Genomic DNA, 20,920 nt, shown 5'->3' with positions numbered 1-20,920 from the left:
GAAGCCTTGGAAAAAATTTAGATTTGATTTTTGGTATTCTTCTGAGATAACAGGAGAAAAATTCCTCATTTCAATATGATTTTTTGGTTCGTTTTGTATCAAGACAAAATGAACAATAATAAGATCCTGAAACAAGTTCAGGAAGACAAAAATGAAAGAAAAAAAACAAAACATACTCATCATAGGTGCAGGACTCTGTGGGAGCTTGCTGGCTTTAAGATTGGGGCAGCGCGGCTATAACGTATCGGTTTATGAGATGCGTCCAGATTTAAGAACAGTGGACATTAGTGCTGGACGATCCATTAATCTTGCCTTTTCAGATCGCGGAAATAAAGCCATGACATTAGTAGGTTTAGAAGAGCAAGTTAAAGCGCTTTGCATCCCTATGCACGGCAGGATGATTCATGATAAAAAAGGCAACACCTTCCAATCCAATTATAGTGGACGAGCGCATGAATATATCAATTCCATTTCACGTGGCGGTTTAAATGCATTGCTCTTGGATGAAGCCGAAAAGCATGCAAACGTCAATCTGTATTTCAATAAAAAATGTAAGTCGGTTGATTTCGAAAAAACAACAGCACTATTTCAAGATCACAAAACCAAAGATGAATTCGTTGAGGATGCCGATATTATTATAGCAACAGACGGTGCCGGTTCTGTCATGCGAAAAAGTTATTATTTAAGTAAAAAATTTCTATTTAGTTTTTCCCAGAACTATTTAACCCACGGCTATAAGGAACTCACCATTTTACCAAAAGATAATGGTGATTATAAAACCTATAAAAATGCCTTACATATTTGGCCTCGTGGTCATTTTATGCTCATTGCTCTACCAAATTTAGACGGCAGTTTTACGGTCACCTTATTCCTCAGTTATGATGAAGGCAAGTACAATTTTAACAACCTAACAAACGAAGAAGTCGTTCTTGAATTCTTTAGCGAAGCCTTTCCAGATGCATTGGCACTAATGCCTAATTTGGTCAACGATTTTTTTGAAAATCCTACGGCACCTTTAGGCACAGTAAAATGTTCGCCATGGCATTATAAAGGCCATACGCTCTTAATGGGTGATGCTGCCCACGCCATTGTTCCTTTTTATGGTCAAGGCATGAATGCGTCCTTTGAAGATGTGGTAGAATTTGATGCCGTTTTAGATAAGCACAAAGGCCATTGGGAAACTGTTTTTATGGAGTATGAAAAAAAACGTAAAAAAGATACCGATGCCATTGCAGATTTAGCCATAGATAATTTTCATGAAATGAAAGACCATGTGGCTAATCCTATATTCCAAGAAAAGCGTAAATTGGAAATGGCTTTAGAAAAAGCGTTTCCAGAAGACTATGCTTCTAAATACTCACTGGTAACGTTTAATGAGCATATAGGTTATAGAGAAGCCATGTTAAAAGGACGCGCTCAAGATAAAGCTATTTTAAACATGCTGACAGATAAAGAGATTAGCGCATCAGATAACTTAAAATTAATTTTAGAAAAAGTAAAACAAAAAACCGAAGCTATTCTTGAAGATGATAGAATTGCGGGATTGAAATAAGAAGCCTTCCCTAACCCTTCCATAGGAAGGGAAATGTTACGCTTTAAAATGAATAACAACAACAAATTCTTATCCGCCCGAGTAAGAATCCCTTCCCTTTGGGAAGGTTAGGATGGGCTTTTAGTATGAGTGATAAAGTAACACCAAGGGGCGCCTACCCGCACACCAAACGTGTGGGCGATTTTATATTCGTATCAGGAACCAGTTCTAGACGTGCAGACAATACCATTGCAGGTGTTGATATTATTGACGAAATGGGAACGAAACGTTTGAATATTGAATCGCAAACACGCGAAGTTTTAAAAAATATTGATAACAATTTAAAAAATACAGGAGCTTCTATAAAAGATGTGGTTGACGTCACCACGTTTTTAGTTAACATGAATGATTTTGCTGGCTATAACAAAGCTTATGCAGAATTTTTTGATAAAGAAACAGGTCCCACCAGAACAACAGTAGCAGTGCACCAATTACCTCATCCAGATTTGGTGGTTGAGATTAAGGTGATGGCTTATAAAAAGTTATAAACTTTTTTAAAATCATCTCTCTAACTAAGATGTGAGATTCATAGTAAAATGAAAATTCAAAACTACATAAACGGACAGTTTCAAAATCCAATCTCGAATGAATGGTTAGAAAACTATTGTCCATCAAATGGTGAAGTCTACGGGCAACTACCAAATTCATCCAAAGCGGATGTAGAAACTGCATATAAGGCTGCGAAGGATGCATTTCCAATTTGGTCTCAAACCACCTTGGATGAACGCAGTAGAATCCTAATTAAAATTTCAGAATTAATAGAAGTCAATTTACAACGATTAGCAGAAGCAGAAAGCAAGGATAATGGTAAACCAATCCGTTTAGCCAAATCGGTCGATATACCAAGAGCAGCTAGTAACTTTCGCTTTTTTGGAAATGCCATTACCCAATTTGCTAGTGAAAGTCATGAAAGTGTAGGACAAAATGCCATCAATTACACCCTGCGGCAACCTATTGGTGTGGTGGGTTGCATTTCCCCATGGAATCTTCCCTTGTATTTATTCACTTGGAAAATAGCCCCGGCAATAGCTGCAGGAAACTGTGTGGTTGCCAAACCCAGTGAAATCACACCCATGACCGCCTACTTATTGGGAGACATTTGCAACGAAGCCGGTTTACCAAAAGGCGTTTTAAATATCGTTCACGGATTGGGAACCAAAACAGGGCAAGCCATTATTGAGCATCCAGATATTAAAGCCATTAGTTTTACGGGTGGCACAGCAACAGGGGAGCATATTGCTAAAGTAGCAGCACCCATGTTTAAAAAATTGTCTCTGGAATTAGGCGGAAAAAACCCAAACATCATATTTGCCGATTGTGATTATGATGATATGTTAAACACAACCGTGCGCTCTTCGTTTGCCAACCAAGGTCAGATTTGCTTATGTGGGAGTCGAATATTTGTAGAAGCTTCCATCTATGAAAAATTTAAAACCGATTTTGTTGAAAAAATAAAACAATTACAAGTAGGGCACCCCTCTGATGATACAACAGATATTGGCGCGCTCGTTTCAAAATCACACCTAGAAAAAGTGATGCACTATATAAACATAGCCAAAGAAGAAAACGGCATTATTTTATGCGGTGGAAACAAAATCACCGTTAAAGATTTCGAAAACGGTTATTATCTAGAGCCAACAGTCATTGAGGTTTCAACAGATGATTGCCGTATTAATCAAGAAGAAGTCTTTGGACCTGTTGTGACCATCATGCCTTTTAACAGTGAAGATGACGTGCTGCACATGGCCAATAAAGTAAAGTATGGTTTATCGGCGACATTATGGACCAATGATTTAAAGCGAACCATGCGCATGAGCAACCAATTACAGGCAGGCATTATTTGGGTTAACACCTGGATGCTACGCGATCTAAGAACCCCTTTTGGAGGTGTAAAAGCCTCGGGTGTTGGCAGAGAGGGTGGTTTTGAAGCCTTACGGTTTTTTACAGAAGCTAAAAATGTGTGTATTAAATACTAACAAAATGAACTTATAAAAAAAGAAAATAGACATGACCAAATCGTCTTTGCTCCTTTTTCTTTTTTCTTTAATCTGAAAAATATGAATTTAAACTTAAATAATAAATACGCTTTAGTATGTGGTAGCACACAAGGCATTGGAAAAGCCACAGCCTTTGCCTTAGCTGCCGAAGGTGTTCGCGTGACCTTAGTAGCGAGAAATAGGGAAAAACTAAAAGCTGTTTTGGAAGCCTTACCAGGTCCTGATACCCATGATTTTATAGTGGCCGATTTTTCAAACCCCAGGGATTTACAGGAAAAGGTCCTTAAATATATTGATGAGCACCACGGATTTCATATTCTGGTAAACAATACGGGCGGTCCTAGAGGAGGCGCCATTGTAACAGCCAGTTTAGAAGAATTTGATAATGCGTTTACGCAACATTTAAAATGCAATCATGTTTTGGCACAGTCGGTGATTCCATATATGAAAGTTGAAGGTTATGGCCGCATTATCAATGTGGTTTCCACTTCGGTAAAGCAACCTTTAGATGGCTTAGGCGTGAGCAACACCATAAGAGGAGCCGTTGCTAATTGGAGTAAAACCCTCGCGAACGAATTAGGGGCTTTTGGCATCACCGTAAACAATGTGCTTCCCGGAGCGACAGGAACGGAACGTTTATCGGAAATCATAAAAAACAAGTCGGCTAAATCTGGAAAAACTATTGATGAAGCAGCCGATGCCATGAAACAATCGGTACCCGCTAAACGCTTTGCAGAACCAGAAGAATTGGCCAATGCCATTACGTTTTTAGCGAGTGAATGTGCGAGTTATATTAACGGAATTAATTTGCCCGTTGATGGTGGAAGAACAAAATCTTTGTAACTTTATAAAAAACTTTGCGTGAAGGATAGCGGAAAGCCTGACCCCAAGGGGCACGCCCAAAATTAAAATATCATGAGTAAACTAGTATCTCCTATTAATTTTAAAGCTTGGATTGAAGAAAACAGACATCTTTTAAAGCCCCCGGTTGGCAACAAAGTGGTTTGGAAAGATGGCGATTTTATTGTGATGGTTGTTGGCGGTCCTAATAGTAGAAAGGATTATCATTATAACGAGACTCCCGAATTTTTCTATCAGGTTGAAGGGGACATCGTGTTGAAAGTGATTGAAGATGGGACGCCTAAAGATATTCATATTAAAGAAGGTGAGATTTTTCTGTTGCCCCCAAAAGTACCGCATTCCCCCCAGCGTGGCGCAAATACAGTAGGTTTGGTTATTGAATATCCCAGAGAAGCAGGCACTAAAGATGCCTTATTATGGTTCTGTGAAAAGTGCCACACCAAATTATACGGAGAAGATTTTACATTGGATAATATTGAAACCGATATGCCTAAAATATTTGACAACTATTACAAGGATAGTGTCAAGCGCAGTTGCCCAAATTGTGGTGCCGTTATGGAGCCTCCAACCAAAGTTAAGATTGATTAAACTTATTATGATTGAACAAGTGAAAGAAAGTTTTTCTAAACAAGGTTTTATGAAAACCCTTGGTGCTCAACTCATTTCAGTTAAAAAAGGTGAGGCTAAAATTGCATGTCATTTAAATGGTACATTAACGCAACAGCACGGTTTTTTTCATGCTGGAGTAATAACCAGTATTACCGACGTGGCCTGTGGTTATGCAGCGTTAAGCACCATGCCAGAAGGCTCTGATGTTCTTACTGTAGAATTCAAAACCAATTTTATCAGGGCAGCACAAACACATCATATTATAGCAAAAGGCCATGTTATTAAAACCGGTAAAACCCTTGTGTTTTGTGAAGGTATAGTCACAAATGATAAGCAAGATATTATATTCGCAACCATGCAAGCCACCATGATTTGCCTAAACTCCAATTATAGAAATGAAACATAAATTACGTATAAACGGTCATTCACACCTCCTTCCTTATCCTGAGGAAATACCCGATTTTATGCACGAAAAAGGCATTTTCTGGGTAGATAAGGATCGTAAGTTTATGCTTCAAAAAGATTGGAACAGACCCATAACCGATTCGAGTTTCTTTTTACATGAGAAATTAGAATGGATGGAGCGCTTTGATATTGATCATGCCGTGGTTTTAAATCTATCCCAACTTTATGGTAATGGATTACGTGTGGAAGAGATGAAGCAAGCGCTTCGCTTCCAAAATGATTTTAATGCCGGTATTCAGCATAGTAACCCGAGTAAATTTACTTGTGGTTTTGTTGTCCATCCTGGTTTTGTAAGAAGTGCCTGTTGGGAAATTGAACGTTGCGTGGAAGAACATGGCATGCAATTACTGTGTTTGCCAACGCATTATATGGACACTATAGGCACTTGGCGTTGTATTTTTGATGAAGAAAATGAGCCCATTTTTGAACTCGCCAACAAATATAATTTGGCAGTTGAAATTCATCCCTATGACGGTGAAAAATTTATTAAACTAGAGAATATATCATGGCGGTTTCATTTAATTTGGATGTTGGCACAATGTGCGGATGCCTATCATTTTTTGACATTAAACGGTTATCAAGATAAGTTTCCAAATATGCGAACCTGTTTTGCACATGGCGGTCAGCTCGCACAGATTAATTTAGGCCGACGTATACAAGGCTTTGACGGTAGGCCAGATCTATTTGAAGGCAAACACCACCCGCGTGAGGCCGTTGGCCACAAAAATATCTTTTTTGACACCTTGGTCCATGACACTGGATCTCTAAAATTGCTCGTAGAAAACCAAGGTTCTAAACAGGTTATTATGGGATTGGATGACCCATATCCTTTGGGTGAAATGGAAAGTATTAAGCAATCCTCTTACCCTGGCAAGATATTAGATCTCGCTTTGGAACGTAACATTATTGACCAAACAGATTATGATGCCATTTGGGAAGACAACGTGATTCAATGGTTATGTGGAGATGATAAAAATGCCAAAGAAAAATTAGTGAAAAGAATTTTAGGATAATGAATTTTTTACCGGAAGAATTAGACGATTATATTATACAATATTCTGAAAATGAGCCAGAATTGTTACAGCAACTTCATAGAGAAACATACCAAAAAATATTGCAACCGCGCATGTTAAGCGGTCATTATCAAGGTCGAATTTTAAGTATGATTTCTAAATTAGTAAAGCCTGTAAACATTCTTGAAATTGGCACCTATACTGGATATTCGGCGCTATGTTTAGCCGAGGGTATGCAGCCTACTGGTGAATTGCACACTATTGATATTAATGAAGAATTGGTTTATTTTCAGCGGAGATATTTTGACAAATCTGAATATGGAAGCCAAATTTTTCAACATTTAGGCAATGCCCTTGACATTATACCTGAGATTGATAAAAGTTACGACTTGATTTTTATTGATGCCGACAAAGAAAATTATGTAAATTATTTTAATGTGGTTATTAATAAGCTTAATAAAGACGGATTGATATTATCTGACAATGTGCTTTGGAGTGGAAAAGTTATTGAACCTGTGCAACCCGATGATATCGCTACAAAAGCTTTGAAGGCATACAACGCCTTATTAAAAGGTGATGAACGTATTGAGACGGTTATTTTACCTATTAGAGATGGATTGACTTTAAGCAGAAAGCTCTAAAGATCTCTTTTTACAGATCCTGTGAAATCTTTTAACTCATCTTTTACTTTATTGAGTTCATCCTTAACATCTTTAGTGATGCTGGTATCAATACCATGGCTGTCTGCCGTTTTGGTGATTTCATGTTTTATATCGTTGGTGGCATCTTTAAGGGTACGCATGCCCTTACCTAGCCCTCTTGCAATTTCTGGTAGCTTATCCGCACCAAAAACCATAATAACGATGAATAGAACAAACGCAATTTCTGCGCCACTAATGAATAAAAATGTTGCCAACTGTATCACAGTACAAATATAGTAAGTTGTTTGATACCAATAAAGAAATTATTGCCTGTTTATTGTATTCTCTTAGGTGCATAAAAAAAGCCGACTCTTTCAAATCGGCTTTTTACACTAGGTCAATAATTACCCTTTTACTTTATTTTTAAATTCGTCAAACTCACTTTGTTTAACCTCTTTTGGCCATGAGTTGTTGGAGGTATCGACATCTGCGGTTTCTAAATCTGGATCAACCACAATACTTACAATCTCTTTTTGAGATGCAATCGTTTTGCTTACTTCATTGTCATTAAGTCTCCAAATTTGAGCAGGATAGGTTTCTTTTTTCTTAGTACCATCAGCATAGGTAAATTCCACGATAATAGGCATTACTAAGCCACCTGGTTTTTCAAACGTTACGCTATAAAAATACTTTGGTTCTACGATTGCCTTACGTTGTTCTGGTGTAAAGTTATCCATAAGATATTCTTTTAATGTAGGAGACGCTTCAGTAGGTGATTTGTCTTTCATCCCGTCGTTATAATCCTCACTACCCTCTTCAACTAAATAAACTAGGTCTTTTGAATCGATATTATAGCGATCTGAAATTCTCTTGCCGTAAGCATTAGGCGTAGACGATAAGTAATATTTTTTAACCTCTTTCACACCAATATCGGTCCAATCTGTGGTATAGAACCAACCTCTCCAATACCAATCTAAATCGATAGCTGAAGCATCTTCCATGGTTCTAAAGAAATCCTCTGGTGTTGGGTGTTTAAACATCCATCTGTGTGCATATTCTCTAAAAGAGTAGTCAAATAAATCGCGCCCCATCACCGTTTCCCTTAGAATATTCAATGCGGTTGCAGGTTTCCCATACGCATTGTTTCCAAATTGATACGTATTCAATCCTTTGGTCATAATAGGCGCAATAAAATCTTGATTCCCACTCATGTAAGGCACAATCATTCTTGCAGGACCACGATCTGATGGAAAGGCATCATGTTGCGGTGATAAGGCTTTTGGGTATTTCTCACCAAAATCCTGTTCCGCTACATACTGCACAAAAGTATTTAATCCTTCATCCATCCACGTCCATTGACGCTCATCACTATTCACAATCATTGGGAAAAAGTTATGCCCAACTTCATGAATGATAACGCCCATCATACCATACTTAACACGGTCACTATACGTGCCGTCAGGTCTTGGTCTTCCAAAGTTATAACATATCATAGGATATTCCATACCCATGGGTGCATGTACAGAAATGGCTTTATGATATGGGTAATCAAAAGTCATTCTTGAGTAGGATATTAAGGTACTGGCTACTGTTTTTGTCGACCAGTCTCCCCAAAGCGGATTGCCTTCCTTTGAATATAAGGATACAGCCATCACATCTCTATCTCCAATTTTGACAGCCATCATATCCCATAGGAACTTTCTAGAAGTGGCAAAACCAAAATCACGAACGTTTTTAGCAGAGAGCTTCCATGTTTTCTTATCGGTACGTTTTGTTTTTTCTGTAACCTCAGCCTCAGCTTGAGTAACAATCATTACTGGTTCATCATAAGACTTTTTTGCTTGTTCAAAACGCTTCATCATATCCTTAGTAAACACGTCACTTCTATTAGTCAGTCTCCCTGTTCCGTCTAAAATATGATCGGCTGGCACTGTAATATTTACATCGAAATTTCCAAATGGTAATGCAAACTCATCACGTCCCCAGAATTGTGAATTCTGCCAACCTTCAACGTCATTATAAACGGCCATACGTGGATAGAACTGCGCCATCACATATATTTTATTGTCATTCTCCTTAAAATATTCGTAGCCTGAACGACCGCCATCTTTAACGTGATCGTTTATGTTGTACCACCATTTAATTTTAAAAGAAAATTTTTCTCCAGAATTTAAAGCCTTTGGCAATTCAATTCGCATCATGGTCCTGTTAATCATGTGCTCAAGTGGCTTACCGCTCATGTCCTTCACTTCTTCTATATTAAAACCGCCATCAAAACGTTCACTTATATAGGCTTTTGTAAATCTAGCCGGCGTTGTCGCTGGTCTAAAACCACTACCTTCGATAAGTGGTGTTTTAGATTCCCTCGATCGCATATTCTGATCCAATTGAAGCCACAAATAGGTTAGCACGTCTGGTGAATTGTTTGTATAGGTTATGGTTTCATTACCGTACAATTTGGCGTTGACATCATCAATTTCAATATCCATTTTATAATCGGCCTGTTGTTGATAATAGGCTGGACCAGGTGCCCCAGAACCCGTTCTAAACATATTTGGGGTGGCAAATTCATCGTAAAGTTGCTTGAATTTGTTGGTGTTGCTGTGTCCTGTTTTTGGCATCTGACTAGCTTCTTCTTGTGCGAAAAGGCTAGAAGAAATAAAGACTACAGACAAAAAGTAATAAATAAATTTTTTCATGTTATGTGCAATGTTTTTTTTTGAATTAAAGCTGCTTTGAGTTAAACACAAAAGAGTGTGTTTTTTAAAAGCACTCGAAAATAAGGATTTAAGTAGCCACTTAACTTTGTTTTAATTAAATTTTAACAAAGCCTTATGATTTTGTTGGGTGAGTAAAAAGCTTTTCTGCTTTCCGTTTATTTTTGTCTTAACAATGTTTTGTTGTTCCTCGAATAAATCGAATAATAGTTCATTGGAAACCTCGAAGGATTTGATAGTTTCAACATTTTCGACTTCTAAATAACATCTTACAATATCCACATCATATTCTTTACCAATGTATTTGAGATGAACTGTTTCGCCGTTTATTTTAACAACGATTTTTTCTTTCAAATACCTTTCTATATAATCATTTGTAGAGGTTAGTTCGTTTTTATCATCAAGAACAATAGCATCGTCATACCGTTCGCGTAAAAGATTTTCAAAATCATCAATAAAAATCCTAGAGGTGATCTGAATCGATTTTTTTTCAGGAATATGATTTATTTGTGAAACGCTTATATAATACTTGTGTGCCGTGTTAAATGCAAAAAGCGGTAATATAATTAGAATGAATAAGAATTTTAAAAATTTCATAACGATGATAAACTATTAAGCTGCTAAAGTAATTGTTTTGGTATTTCAAAAAGTGTTCCGAAATGTTAATCTTCGGTTGATGTCAAATTTTTTATGTACTGTCTATACTTTTGCCTCAGGAAAATCAATATTTTAAAATCCGTTTGGCTTTTACAATGTTTGATAAAATTTTCATCATCCGCACAGAAATAGAAAAAATCCATCCTTAAGTCTTCATCCATTGGATTTGAAGCAAAAAAATCGTTTGATAATCTAGCTTTTATATTCTGCATTAAAGCTTCCCTTCTCTCAATTTCTATATGGTTTTTCAACATTTTAGTCCGTCCTGTAATAGCATTTATTATTGGATTTAGAGGGATAATTCCCGCTCCGGTAGTAGCTTCATTTAGGCGCCTTTCACTTTGGGTTGCAATCTTACCCGCATAACCAGGAATACCAACATCGTAAAAATTAATGGGAGGATCGCCTTCGGTATTCTTAATATCGGACATTAAATTGCCCGTAAGTATTTTACCAACAATAACTTCATCAAGCTCATTAACTTTATCTTGTAAGCTCACATTACAAATACCAGATTGGTAAATACGGCTGTCAATAATGATTTCTTTTAATTGATACTGAACGGATGAAAAGACCAAAGTGTCACTTATTTTCCCGGATATTTCGAAAAAGCCTTTACCATTGCTTACAGTGAAAATTTGAGCAGTTTTATTGATTACATGAACATTTTCAATATCGCCATTACTTTGAATATGACCTGATATGTTAATAGATTGAAATAAAGTGTTTTCATTATCAATTGGTTCTTTATTTTGAGCTAATGAAACTATTGAATATAATGACATGATTAAAATAAGTAGTTTTTGCTTCAAACAGGTTCCTTTTTATTTTTTAAAGGACGTATTTAAAGTCTTAAAGAAAATGCAAAAAGGCACTAAAATTTTGTTAAACCTGAGAGTTGATAAGCAGATTTATTTAATCATTTTTATTTAGAAAAGTCTTGCTTTTTTGATTTAGTAATTCCAAGAATTCCATTTCCTTTCCGTAATTTAATAAGGTATAATCAAAATCATCAGACTCCACATACCTGATAAATTCTTCTACCCGATGTTTGGGAATATCAAAATTGGTCACTAAAAAATCTGAACCAAAGTAATACTTCACAGATTCTATAGGGACATCTGGCACTTCAACCTCTTTTTTATTTTTAGCTCCAGACCTAAATAGCGGTAACAATAATTGATCGACCACATTAACAATGTTCAAGCCATTAACCATAGGCTTATGCTGCCTATCGATACCAATATTTTCAACTTTGGTTTTTAAATCTTTTTCAAATTCAAATTCATCTCTTTTTTCTATACCGAAATACAAGGCATCTAATTTTGGATTAAACGTTTTTATGGCGTCCATATCCACATTAATATTTCCAGATAAGCCCTTGGTTAAAACAATAACTTCATCGAGTTTATTAATTTCCTCAATTAAAAAAACCTTCATGGTCTTAGATTGCATGATATCCTTATTCACTCTAAAACTGATATTCTGAAACTGAAGCGCACTCACTTCAATATTATCATTCTCCCTTACAGCGAGTACAAATTCTCCATTTTCATTTGTGATTGTTCCGGTATTCGAAGACGTGTTATAAACAGTAATTCCAACTACATCGTTGCTTTCTACAATGATTTTACCTTGTACCTCGACACGGTTAAAATTTTGAGCAGTGAGCATCAAACTCATGCAAAACACTAAATAGGTCATTACTTTTTTCATCGCTAAATTTTTTACTGTAAATTAAGATTTTAAAACTTAATTTGGCACCTAAACATTAATAAAGTTTCTATAAAAGCTATATTTGTGATAATTCAAGTTAAAAAACGTACCCATGCGAAACATTATCATTGCTAGCACATCCACAGTGCACGGTGGCGATTATTTAAGTTATATTTTAGAAGATTTAGCGCGACATTTAAAAGACGCCCAAACTGTGCTGTTCATTCCTTATGCAAGACCCAGCGGCATGTCATATGATGATTATACTGATGTGGCACGTAAAGCTTTTGTTAAAATCAATAAAAAGGTAGAAGGCATTCATACCTATGATAATCCGAAACAAGCCATTGAAAATGCCGAAGCTATTTTTGTAGGTGGGGGCAATACCTTTGTTTTAATCAACCAACTTTATAAAAATGATCTTCTCAATGCCTTAAAGTCAAGTATAAATAGTGGGACGCCTTATTTAGGAACAAGTGCCGGAAGTAATATTTGTGGTCTTACTGTTAAGACTACAAATGATATGCCCGTAGTTTATCCACCAAGTTTTAAGGCTCTTGGCTTAGTCCCATTTAATATAAATCCACACTATTTAGATCCCGATACCAACAGCACGCATATGGGTGAAACACGGGAAACTAGAATTAAAGAATTCCATAATTTTAACACAGAACCGGTTATTGGTTTAAGAGAAGGCAGTTGGCTACAGGTTGAAGGCGAATCAATTGTATTAAAAGGGGTCTTAACAGCGCGTATTTTTGAATGTAACAAAGCGCCTTATGAAGTTGAATCTGGCACCGAATTAAACGAGATGCATTAAAAAGAGCCTCACAGAATTGTGAAGCTTTTAGAGCGGGAGACCAGGTTCGAACTGGCGACATTCAGCTTGGAAGGCTGACGCTCTACCAACTGAGCTACTCCCGCAATTATGGCGCAAATATATTAAATCTCTTTTCTCCGTAGCAACAAATTCTACAACTTTTTAAAAAAATGATAGCCTAAAATATTAAAGCCTTCATTATAGTAAAACTTGTGCGATGCATAATTACTCACATAGGTATTTAGCTCCATACTTTCGTAGCCTTTGCCTTTGGTATATTCGTAAATCCAGTTAAAAAATTGCTTTCCTAAACCTTGCCCTCTATAAGCATCGTCAATATAAACATGATCTACTTCAACACTTTTACCTGAATAATGTCGTGTACAGTACCAAAGACCACAAATACCAATTAAATTTTCATCACTATAAATACCGGCACACTCATAATTTTGTTCAATCATTTCATAAAAACGCTGTTTTAGAATAGCATCTGAAACCTGATGTCCATTCAATTTTTGAACCAGTGGTATTACAAGATCAATATTTTCGCTTTCAATAATTTTAAACAAAAAAGCCATAATGATGCGTTATTATTTAACTATTACAATCCTCAATATTTAATATTTAATAAACTCTCAAATGCAATTGTTAATGCAAATGTTATTAGGCTACAAATTAAATGAAATGCATTAATAATCTAGCATTAACTTTTATACTTTTGACAGAGAACTCATCTTGACTTTTTCTATTACCTAAAAAAATGGCTAAAATTTGCCCATATTTTGTTACTTTTTTTATCCGTAGCCATGCTATGCTTTTCAAAAAGCGCCTCATCTGGACAAATTCTATCTCATTTTCGGTTAAAAACAAAAAGTTAAGATGAGTTCAGAATCAAAATCACAGCTATGAGAAGTAAAAATTTTAAAATTCGATTGTTCATAGGTTTAGCGATTGTTGCCTTTGCATTTGTGCAACGTTGCAATAGTAAGGAAACCAATCCGTATACAGGTCGCACACAAGTTATTAATATGACCTCGGATCAAGAAATCGCCATAGGCTTAGACAATAGAGACGAGATGGCGCAACAGCACGGTGGATTGCATCCTAATAATCAGTATCAAGCGCTGGTTGACAATGTTGGCAATAAACTAGTAAATAACAGCATCGCTAGGGAAACACCTTATAATTATGAGTTTCATTTACTAGCAGATGAAAATGCCATAAACGCTTTCGCACTTCCTGGCGGTCAAATATTTATAACGCAAGCATTATTCTCAAAACTTGAAAATGAAGATCAATTAGCTGGAGTTTTAGGCCATGAAATTGGGCATGTGATTGGAAGGCATTCTGCAGAACGCATAGCTGAAAGTGAGTTTTGGCAAAAAGTAAGTACCGGCGCCTCTGTTGGTGCAGACATGGGTGGTCTTGTTGGTGGTATTGGGCAACAAACCCTTTTAAAAAATGGACGAGGTGACGAATTGGAAAGTGACGACCTTGGTGTATTATTTATGATGAAAGCTGGTTACAATCCAGAAGAAATGATTGGCGTGATGCAAATATTAAAGGATGCTGCTGGCCCTAATAGAGTACCCGAATTTCAAAGTTCTCATCCTGATCCTGATAATAGAATGGAAAAGATTCAAGAAGCTATTGAAAAATATAGAAACCAATAACAAAAAAGCCTCGTGATCACGAGGCTTTTTTGTGAGCGACTAACTCCAAATAATTATTAAATTATTTTTTTTTTCTTTTCGTAGCTTCTTTTATAATAGCATAAGCATCTACCGCTTTATGTATTTCGGCATATTTTAAAGCCGTCATACCTTTATCCGAACGGGCTTTTAAGTTTGCTCCTTTAGAAATTAAAAGTTTTAAAATCTCAACTCTATTAAATTTTGCTGCGTACATGACCGGTGTCATACCGTTAGATTTTTCGTTGATGTCTTCTCCTCTATCTATAAGTTTTTTTACAGTGTCAATGTCCCCTTTAGCAATAGATACGCAAAAAGCATTTACTTTAAAAGGAAGAACAACGCTGTATTCGTCTAAAGTTTTTGTTTCAGTTACAGAGTTTGCATTTACACTTACAATTGAAAAGCATAATGCGATGGCGGAAATAATGATTGTTTTTTTCATGATGAAAGATTTTAATTTGATTATTGATTCGTTTTTTGATATACTAAAGAGACGACATTATTTTAAATTTGTTACAAAAAAAATCGATTATAACACATTTTTAACGTTTAATTCACAAATAGTTAACTAGTTGTAGCAGTCTTAATAACTCTAGAAAACCATCCATACCATCTTATTTTAGAACGCATTATTAAGTTTTTCTTCCATAACTTCTTTATCTTTGAAGCGTTTAAAAAAGCATCTTAATTCATGAATAAAAAAGTCATTTTAATGATTCTTGATGGTTGGGGAAATTCTCCAGATCCTAAAGTTTCCGCAGTCGATCAAGCCAACACTCCTTTTATAGATTCCCTATACAAAAATTTTCCTTTTGCAAGTTTAAGAACGGATGGTTTACACGTTGGATTGCCTGAAGGCCAGATGGGAAATAGTGAAGTTGGACATATGAATCTTGGTGCAGGCCGTATTGTTTATCAAGATTTAGTTAAAGTAAACTTAGCTGTTAAAAACAAAACCTTAAATAAAGAAAAAGTACTGGTTGAGGCATTTGAATATGCGAAATCCCAAAATAAGGATGTGCACTTTTTAGGATTGTTAAGTGATGGTGGTGTGCATTCCCATATTAATCATTTATTTGGCTTGCTAGATGCCGCAAACGATTTTGGCTTGACCAACACCTACGTTCATGCTTTTACAGATGGTCGCGATGTAGACCCAAAATCTGGCTACGGCTTTTTAACAGAATTAGAAACACATTTGGAAAAGACCCAAAGCAAATTAGCAACCGTCACAGGGCGCTATTACGCCATGGACAGAGATAAACGCTGGGAACGCATAAAATTAGCTTACGATGCTTTAGTGAATGGAGTTGGAGAAGCTTCAACCAACGTGACCCACACGATGCAGAAAAATTATGATAATGATGTTACCGATGAATTCATAAAACCTATTATCATGGTTGGTGACAACGGTGAACCTATATCAAAAATTAAAGATGGGGATGTGGTTATCTTTTTTAATTTTAGAACAGATCGTGGGCGCGAATTGACAGAAGCTCTGACACAAAAAGATTTTCATGAGCAGAATATGCACAGACTAGAGTTGCGTTACGTCACGCTTACCAATTATGATGATACTTATAGCAATATCAATGTGATATTCAATAAAGATAATTTAACAGATACTTTAGGTGAAGTTTTAGAGAAACATCAGAAAACGCAAATCAGAATTGCAGAAACTGAAAAGTACCCACACGTTACATTTTTCTTTTCAGGTGGCAAAGAAACGCCTTTTAAGGGAGAAACAAGAATTCTAAGAAATTCTCCAAAAGTAGCAACATACGATTTACAACCTGAGATGAGCGCCTATGAGCTACGTGATGCATTGGTGCCTGAATTAAAAAAAGGCGACGTTGATTTTGTGTGTTTAAACTTTGCCAATGGTGATATGGTCGGTCATACGGGTGTCATGGAAGCTGCGGTAAAAGCCTGCGAAGTAGTCGATTCGTGTGTAAAAGATGTGGTCACTACCGCTCTAGAAAATGGATATACCACACTCTTAATTGCAGATCATGGTAACTGTGAAACTATGATAAACCCAGATGGATCACCAAACACAGCACATACAACAAATCCAGTACCAATTATTTTAATTGACAAGGACTTAAAGCACATTAAGGATGGTATTTTAGGTGATATGGCTCCAACCATTTTAAAACTAATGGGCATTGAGCAACCAAAAGCAATGACACAGCATGCGTTAGTTTAAACGCAGCCATAGAATTTGTTGTACTTTTGTACGAACCCCAAGTCTTATGAAAATGAATTTTAATGATACGCTTATTCTTGCAGTTGATTTTGATGGCACTATCGTAGAAGATGCCTACCCCAAAATTGGTAAGCCCAATATGTTTGCTTTTGAAACTTTAAAGAAACTTCAAGAAGATGGCCACCGTCTTATTTTATGGACCTATAGACACGGTTCTAAGTTAGAAGAAGCTGTGAAATTCTGTGAAGATAATGGTGTTCATTTCTATGCCGTAAATAGTAGTTTTCCTGAAGAGAACTTTGAAAACAACATGAGCAGGAAAATTCACGCCGACCTATTTATAGACGATAGAAATGTAGGCGGGTTTATTGGTTGGGGAGAAATATATCAACTTCTAACTCATACTAAGCCTCCAGTAACCGAGCAAAAAAAAGGATTTTTTAGTTTCTTTAAATAAAATCTTCAAATTAATTCAAAATAGGCTTTATCAATCGCTTCTCTATGATCTGGATGCGCAATATTGACCAAGGCTTTCACCCTGTCTTTAATTGTTTTTCCGTATAAATTGGCAATACCATATTCTGTAATCACGTAATGAACATGTGACCGAGTAGTTACAACACCAGCACCTGGCTTTAAAGTTGGTACAATTCTGCTGATGCCCTTTTTTGTTACAGATGGTAATGCAATAATGGCTTTACCACCTTCACTTAAAGATGCGCCTCTAATATAATCCATTTGCCCACCAACTCCAGAATACATTCTGCTTCCAATAGAATCTGCACAGACCTGTCCCGTAACATCGACTTCAATAGCCGAATTTATGGCTACCATTTTTGGATTTTGTTTAATTATTGAGACATCATTAACATAATCAGAAGTGCGTAATTCAACAAATGGGTTATCATCAACATAATCATATAAACGTTTTGAACCCATTAAAAAAGTAGCTAATGCACGCCCAGGATTTACACCTTTAAAGTTTCCATTAATAACATCTTTCAGAATTAAATCTATGACACCATCGGAAAACATTTCAGTATGCAATCCTAGATTTTTATGATTGGTAAGTCTAGATAAAACGGCATTAGGTATATTACCTATTCCCATTTGCAACGTACTTCGGTCTTCAATAAGACTGGCAACATAATCGCCTATTTTGCTTTCTATAACACTTGGAACACAAACATCATGCGTTGGTATTGGCTCATTACATGCTACGAACAAATCAATTTCAGTATGGTGAATAATCCCGTCGCCATGTGTTCTTGGCATTTGCTCATTCACCTGTGCAATCACAATGGTAGCGTTTTCAATGGCAGCTAAAGTAGCTTCAACGGAAACTCCTAAAGAACAATACCCATGCTTATCAGGAACAGACACATGGATTAGCGAGACATCCAACGGTATAATATTTCGTTTAAATAACAATGGCAATTCACTAAGAAACACAGGGGTATAGGAGCCATTTCCTGCTGCTAATGTGTGCCGCACATTCTTACCTATAAAAAACGAATTGACATGAAAACTCTTTTCAAGCTCTGGATTAGCATAAGGTGTTTCCCCTTCGGTATGTAAATGACAAACCTCCACGTTTCTTAATTCAGCATGTCTTTCAGACATCGCTTTAATTAATAATTGTGGGGCGGCAGCGGCGGCTTGCACATACACTCTATCATTAGATTTAATTTCCTTAACGGCATCTTCGGCAGTGACAATTTTGTACATCTTCTTACTATTTGATTTACAAAATTAAGCATCCATGTCTTCTAAAAAACTGTCAAAAATCATATTACTTCAAAAAAAATAAAAATTATATTTTAAGTATCTTTGCCATTATTTTTATAAGATGATTATAGTAAAAACAAAAGAAGAAATCGAATTAATGCGTGAAAGCGCTTTAATCGTGTCAAAAACATTAGGGCTCTTAGCTAAAGAAATAAAGCCTGGTGTTACGACCTTACAATTAGACAAAATTGCTGAAGAATATATTAGGGACCAAGGCGCTATTCCTGGGTTTTTAGGTCTGTATGATTTTCCTAACACACTATGCATGAGCCCGAACACCCAGGTGGTGCACGGTTTTCCTACAAGTGAGCCATTAGTCGAAGGCGATATTATCTCTATTGACTGTGGCGCTTTTAAAAATGGTTTTTACGGCGATCACGCGTATACCTTTGCTGTTGGTGAGATAGAACCTGAGACCGAAAAATTACTACAAGTGACTAAAGAATCCCTTTATGTGGGCATACGAGAATTCAAGCTAAACAATCGTGTTGGTGATGTTGGGTATGCTATTCAAAAATACTGTGAAGATCATGGTTATGGTGTGGTTAGAGAATTGGTTGGCCATGGATTAGGAAGAAAAATGCACGAAGACCCAGAAATGCCTAATTATGGAAAACGCGGACGTGGCAAAAAGTTTGTGGAAGGTATGGTTGTGGCTATAGAGCCTATGATTAATATGGGAACACATCGTATAAAACAACATAAAGACGGTTGGACTATTACCACTCTGGACAACAAACCAAGTGCTCATTTTGAACATGATGTGGCCCTTGTTGATGGAAAGCCAGAATTACTCTCAACCTTTGCCTATATTTATGAGGCATTAGGTATTGAAAGTGATGAGGAAAATGAATTTAGACAAGAGGCTTTGGTTTTATAGCCTCTGTCATAAAATTATTTTTTTTTGACACGGATTTCACTAATTTTCACTAATAATACCCATGTAAATTTTCACAATTAAATCTATTATTTAATGAGCACCCTGTATCACAAAGAAGAAGCTTATAAAATTATTGGTATTTGTATGGAGGTTCATAATGAATTAGGAAAAGGATTTAACGAAATAGTTTATAGTGATGCTTTAGAAATTGAATTTATAGATAATGATATCAACTACTCAAGAGAGAAAAAATTCGACATAAACTATAAAGGAAACTTATTACCACATAAATACAAAGCAGATTTTATTGTTGATAATAAAATAGTTTTAGAAATAAAAGCCATCGCATGTCTCACTTCTGCTAACGTAAAACAAACCTTAAATTATTTGGCTGTTTCCAAATTAAAACTTGGCATTCTTATTAACTTTGGTGAAGATAGTTTAAAATATAAAAGAATCGTTTTATAATAGTTCGTGAAAATTGGTGAAATTCGTGTCGAAAAAAATCTTCAAAATCATACTAAACCTAGTGCCGAGACCTTTATTAATAAGGTTAAGTTATTTAGCAACACCTATTTTAAGTTTAATTTTAAAAGGAAAAAAATTTACAGATCCTATCGATGGTAAAAGCTTCAAAACCTTTTTGCCATACGGATATGGTAATCAGCGTGATAATGTATTGTCACCGTCTACTTTAAGTTTAGAACGCCACAGATTGCTTTGGTTGTATTTAAAAAATGAAACCGATTTCTTTTCTTCTGACAAAAAGGTGCTTCACTTTGCTCCTGAGCAGGCATTTTACAAACGCTTTAGAAACCTAAAGAATTTAAATTATACCACAACAGATCTAAACTCACCACTAGCTGATGTTAAAGCTGATATTTGTAATCTTCCTTTTGAAAACAATACCTTCGATGTGATTTTATGCAATCACGTTTTAGAACATATTCCAGATGATACCAAAGCGATGCAAGAGTTGTATCGAGTGATGAGACCAGGTGGCATAGGTATTTTTCAAATTCCGCAAGATTTAAATAGACAACTCACATTTGAAGACAATACGATTACGGACAAAATAGAACGTGCTAAAATTTTTGGTCAATACGATCATGTTCGAATTTATGGTCTGGATTATTTTGACAAATTACGCGCTATTGGCTTCAGGGTTGAAGAAGTAGACTATACGTCCAATCTTGCTGAAGAAGATATTATAAAATATTGTTTAGCCAAGGGCGAAGTTATACCGGTTTGTTATAAATAAT

Annotated in this window: 23 protein-coding genes and 1 tRNA gene; 15 read left to right on the top strand and 9 right to left on the bottom strand. The window is 36.0% G+C overall.

Annotation, left to right across the window (positions count from 1 at the left end; translation table 11 throughout):
* Positions 1 to 151 precede the first annotated feature (151 nt).
* The 8 genes from FAF07_RS12530 to FAF07_RS12495 all read left to right on the top strand — a co-directional run bounded on the left by FAF07_RS12530 (position 152) and on the right by FAF07_RS12495 (position 7,177).
* Positions 152 to 1,552: an FAD-dependent oxidoreductase gene (locus FAF07_RS12530; RefSeq protein WP_142785424.1), complete on the top strand. Its 1,401-nt coding sequence runs from the start codon at positions 152 to 154 to the stop codon at positions 1,550 to 1,552.
* Between the two features lie 125 nt (positions 1,553 to 1,677).
* A complete protein-coding gene (locus tag FAF07_RS12525; protein ID WP_142785423.1) occupies positions 1,678 to 2,079 on the top strand; it encodes a RidA family protein in 402 nt (133 codons plus the stop codon).
* Between the two features lie 48 nt (positions 2,080 to 2,127).
* Positions 2,128 to 3,567 (top strand): aldehyde dehydrogenase, encoded by a 1,440-nt coding sequence (locus tag FAF07_RS12520; RefSeq protein WP_142785422.1) that lies wholly within the window; start codon positions 2,128 to 2,130, stop codon positions 3,565 to 3,567.
* Positions 3,568 to 3,648: 81 nt separating this feature from the next.
* Entirely contained in the window at positions 3,649 to 4,431 is a 783-nt protein-coding gene (locus FAF07_RS12515) for an SDR family oxidoreductase (protein WP_142785421.1), read from the top strand.
* A gap of 72 nt (positions 4,432 to 4,503) precedes the next feature.
* Positions 4,504 to 5,037, top strand: coding sequence for a 3-hydroxyanthranilate 3,4-dioxygenase (locus FAF07_RS12510; protein WP_142785420.1), 534 nt, complete (start codon positions 4,504 to 4,506; stop codon positions 5,035 to 5,037).
* A gap of 7 nt (positions 5,038 to 5,044) precedes the next feature.
* A complete protein-coding gene (locus tag FAF07_RS12505) occupies positions 5,045 to 5,464 on the top strand; it encodes a PaaI family thioesterase (protein WP_142785419.1) in 420 nt (139 codons plus the stop codon).
* Complete coding sequence (locus tag FAF07_RS12500; RefSeq protein WP_142785418.1) at positions 5,454 to 6,536, top strand: amidohydrolase family protein; 1,083 nt, start codon at positions 5,454 to 5,456, stop codon at positions 6,534 to 6,536. Before FAF07_RS12505 ends, FAF07_RS12500 begins: the two co-directional genes overlap by 11 nt.
* Positions 6,536 to 7,177: an O-methyltransferase gene (locus tag FAF07_RS12495; protein WP_142785417.1), complete on the top strand. Its 642-nt coding sequence runs from the start codon at positions 6,536 to 6,538 to the stop codon at positions 7,175 to 7,177. Before FAF07_RS12500 ends, FAF07_RS12495 begins: the two co-directional genes overlap by 1 nt.
* Here the strand turns inward: FAF07_RS12495 and FAF07_RS12490 are convergent.
* The 5 genes from FAF07_RS12490 to FAF07_RS12470 form a co-directional block, all read right to left on the bottom strand.
* Positions 7,174 to 7,461, bottom strand: a complete 288-nt coding sequence (locus FAF07_RS12490) for a Sec-independent protein translocase subunit TatA/TatB (RefSeq protein WP_142785416.1) — start codon at positions 7,459 to 7,461, stop codon at positions 7,174 to 7,176. The genes FAF07_RS12495 and FAF07_RS12490 overlap by 4 nt on opposite strands.
* A gap of 120 nt (positions 7,462 to 7,581) precedes the next feature.
* Entirely contained in the window at positions 7,582 to 9,876 is a 2,295-nt protein-coding gene (locus FAF07_RS12485) for a M1 family metallopeptidase (protein WP_142785415.1), read from the bottom strand.
* Between the two features lie 111 nt (positions 9,877 to 9,987).
* A complete protein-coding gene (locus FAF07_RS12480) occupies positions 9,988 to 10,491 on the bottom strand; it encodes a DUF6702 family protein (protein ID WP_142785414.1) in 504 nt (167 codons plus the stop codon).
* Between the two features lie 65 nt (positions 10,492 to 10,556).
* Positions 10,557 to 11,363: a carboxypeptidase-like regulatory domain-containing protein gene (locus FAF07_RS12475; protein WP_246067697.1), complete on the bottom strand. Its 807-nt coding sequence runs from the start codon at positions 11,361 to 11,363 to the stop codon at positions 10,557 to 10,559.
* Between the two features lie 103 nt (positions 11,364 to 11,466).
* The gene (locus FAF07_RS12470) at positions 11,467 to 12,267 is read right to left on the bottom strand and encodes a carboxypeptidase-like regulatory domain-containing protein (protein ID WP_142785413.1); all 801 of its coding nucleotides are present in this window, start codon (positions 12,265 to 12,267) and stop codon (positions 11,467 to 11,469) included.
* 112 nt (positions 12,268 to 12,379) lie between these two features.
* Between FAF07_RS12470 and pepE the strand changes: the two genes are divergently transcribed.
* Positions 12,380 to 13,087 carry a dipeptidase PepE gene (gene pepE, locus FAF07_RS12465; RefSeq protein ID WP_142785412.1) on the top strand — a complete coding sequence of 236 codons (708 nt, stop codon included), beginning with the start codon at positions 12,380 to 12,382 and terminating at the stop codon, positions 13,085 to 13,087.
* Positions 13,088 to 13,118: 31 nt separating this feature from the next.
* Here pepE and FAF07_RS12460 read toward each other — a convergent pair.
* A tRNA-Gly gene (locus tag FAF07_RS12460) sits at positions 13,119 to 13,191 on the bottom strand.
* Positions 13,192 to 13,239: 48 nt separating this feature from the next.
* Positions 13,240 to 13,665, bottom strand: coding sequence for a GNAT family N-acetyltransferase (locus FAF07_RS12455; protein ID WP_142785411.1), 426 nt, complete (start codon positions 13,663 to 13,665; stop codon positions 13,240 to 13,242).
* A 327-nt stretch (positions 13,666 to 13,992) separates the two neighbouring features.
* On the opposite strand from FAF07_RS12455, the gene FAF07_RS12450 reads away from it, so the two are divergent.
* Complete coding sequence (locus FAF07_RS12450; RefSeq protein ID WP_142785410.1) at positions 13,993 to 14,760, top strand: M48 family metalloprotease; 768 nt, start codon at positions 13,993 to 13,995, stop codon at positions 14,758 to 14,760.
* Positions 14,761 to 14,821: 61 nt separating this feature from the next.
* On the opposite strand, the gene FAF07_RS12445 is transcribed toward FAF07_RS12450, so the two are convergent.
* Complete coding sequence (locus FAF07_RS12445) at positions 14,822 to 15,223, bottom strand: ankyrin repeat domain-containing protein (RefSeq protein WP_142785409.1); 402 nt, start codon at positions 15,221 to 15,223, stop codon at positions 14,822 to 14,824.
* A gap of 249 nt (positions 15,224 to 15,472) precedes the next feature.
* Between FAF07_RS12445 and gpmI the strand changes: the two genes are divergently transcribed.
* Complete coding sequence (gene gpmI, locus FAF07_RS12440) at positions 15,473 to 16,990, top strand: 2,3-bisphosphoglycerate-independent phosphoglycerate mutase (RefSeq protein ID WP_142785408.1); 1,518 nt, start codon at positions 15,473 to 15,475, stop codon at positions 16,988 to 16,990.
* Between the two features lie 52 nt (positions 16,991 to 17,042).
* Entirely contained in the window at positions 17,043 to 17,447 is a 405-nt protein-coding gene (locus FAF07_RS12435) for a BT0820 family HAD-type phosphatase (RefSeq protein WP_142786617.1), read from the top strand.
* 5 nt (positions 17,448 to 17,452) lie between these two features.
* Here FAF07_RS12435 and FAF07_RS12430 read toward each other — a convergent pair whose 3' ends face one another.
* Positions 17,453 to 18,718, bottom strand: a complete 1,266-nt coding sequence (locus tag FAF07_RS12430) for an acetyl-CoA hydrolase/transferase family protein (RefSeq protein WP_142785407.1) — start codon at positions 18,716 to 18,718, stop codon at positions 17,453 to 17,455.
* Positions 18,719 to 18,839: 121 nt separating this feature from the next.
* On the opposite strand from FAF07_RS12430, the gene map reads away from it, so the two are divergent.
* The 3 genes from map to FAF07_RS12415 all read left to right on the top strand — a co-directional run bounded on the left by map (position 18,840) and on the right by FAF07_RS12415 (position 20,919).
* Complete coding sequence (gene map / locus FAF07_RS12425) at positions 18,840 to 19,658, top strand: type I methionyl aminopeptidase (RefSeq protein WP_142785406.1); 819 nt, start codon at positions 18,840 to 18,842, stop codon at positions 19,656 to 19,658.
* Positions 19,659 to 19,751: 93 nt separating this feature from the next.
* Positions 19,752 to 20,126, top strand: coding sequence for a GxxExxY protein (locus FAF07_RS12420; protein ID WP_142785405.1), 375 nt, complete (start codon positions 19,752 to 19,754; stop codon positions 20,124 to 20,126).
* Positions 20,127 to 20,187: 61 nt separating this feature from the next.
* On the top strand, positions 20,188 to 20,919 hold the full coding sequence (locus FAF07_RS12415; RefSeq protein ID WP_394344957.1) for a class I SAM-dependent methyltransferase: 732 nt from the start codon (positions 20,188 to 20,190) through the stop codon (positions 20,917 to 20,919).
* Position 20,920: the final 1 nt, after the last annotated feature.

It is taken from the genome of Changchengzhania lutea, assembly GCF_006974145.1.
Taxonomy (GTDB): Bacteria; Bacteroidota; Bacteroidia; order Flavobacteriales; family Flavobacteriaceae; genus Changchengzhania; species Changchengzhania lutea.
Note: the sequence above shows the minus strand (reverse complement) of the source record. Positions and strands in the feature narration are given on the sequence as shown.